The following is a 1,318-nucleotide window of genomic DNA, read 5'->3' as shown; positions in this document are numbered from 1 at the left end:
TTATTGAATATCTGAGTCACTTGATAATCAGAAAAGCATTAGGTCTGATTTTTCCAAATAATTCCTCTTTGCAAACCTAAAGGCCGTGGCGGGGTGTTCCCTCTGTTCCCCGTTCCCTGTTCCCTCTGTTCCCCATTCCCCGTTCCCCGTTCCCTGATCTCTGTTCCCCATTCCCTGTTCCCTCTGTTCCCTGTTCCCCATTCCCCGTTCCCTGTTCAAATTCTCTGTCCCCCGTTCCCCATTCCCCAACTGCCAGCAGCAAGCCCCTTATTTGGTGAAGCTGGACTAGGGAGCATCTAGATAAGGTAGTCCCAGAGTTGATCCACAGGGATTCCGGAAAACTCAGAAAACTCCGCCACGGTGACGTATTGATGGGGTTCTTTGTTAACTAGTTTTCGGATTTTGCATAAGGTCTTTTGTCCATGGCGGAGCGTTCGACCGGTAATAATCTGTACGTCTTTAGGATAGATGACACATCGCTTTTTAAACATGGTATAATTGGTTTTAGTGAAAAGGCCTATTCTTTCAGCACATTCACTTACCCCTCAGGCCATAACTTGATTAAGAACATGTTATTCTGTCTAGACTAGAATTAGTTGAACCAAAGTCCTATAAATATTTCAAAAGTCAAATTCGTTGTGGATTATATGGAAAATGTGGATTCTTTGTTAAAAAAAGGGGAGAGGTGGATTTGTTTGTTTTGTTGGGGAATTGAGGAACTGATGAATTTTTTAACGGAATGAAGCTCGCACCGGCGAGACGGTAAGGGTTCAAGGTTCTCAGTTCAGGGTCTATGCAAATCACTAATGCCAAAAAGTAAGCATAAGATATCAGGGAATAGGGAACAGGGAACAGGGAATGGGAGACAGAGTAAGAGAATGGGAGATTGAGAGAAATAGGGAACAGGGAGGACCGAGCGTAAAAAATTCGTCCAGTGGACGAATTTAGCGAAGAGCTTGTCCCGAGAAGCGAAGCGGATCGGGAGGCCAGGGTGCGGACAGGGCGTAGAGGTCAAGGATTAGGGAATAGGAGAGTGTGAGAGTAAGAGATTGAGAGGAAAAGGGAAAAGGGAACGGGAGAGAGTAAGAGAATGGGAGATTGAGAGAAATAGGGAAAAGGAGATTAAGAAAGATCGAGTAGCTGATATTTAGATTGAAAGCCTGAAGCGCCTGTCCCGATTATCGGGAGCTTTAACCATGAATAGCCATGGGTGAAACCCATGGTCTTTCGTTTGGCTATTTACTAGATATTGAAAATAAAAGTGTCATAATCTGAAGTTATGGCCTTTTTTTTGATGTATTTTATCTAGTTAATAGAC

Annotated in this window: 1 protein-coding gene; it reads right to left on the bottom strand. The window is 43.8% G+C overall.

Annotated features, from left to right (window positions below; all coding sequences use genetic code 11):
- Positions 1-296: 296 nt before the first annotated feature.
- The gene (locus BLQ57_RS20765; RefSeq protein ID WP_087941520.1) at positions 297-491 is read right to left on the bottom strand and encodes a hypothetical protein; all 195 of its coding nucleotides are present in this window, start codon (positions 489-491) and stop codon (positions 297-299) included.
- Positions 492-1,318 lie beyond the last annotated feature (827 nt).

The organism is Algoriphagus faecimaris, from assembly GCF_900101705.1.
GTDB classification, from domain to species: Bacteria; Bacteroidota; Bacteroidia; order Cytophagales; family Cyclobacteriaceae; genus Algoriphagus; species Algoriphagus faecimaris.
The sequence above is the reverse complement of the archived record's forward strand: the minus strand, read 5'-3'. Positions and strand labels throughout refer to the sequence as shown.

Excerpts from the sequence above, each read along its gene's own strand:
- BLQ57_RS20765 (WP_087941520.1), bottom strand. The coding sequence starts at position 491 with ATGTTTAAAAAGCGATGTGTCATCTATCCTAAAGACGTACAGATTATT.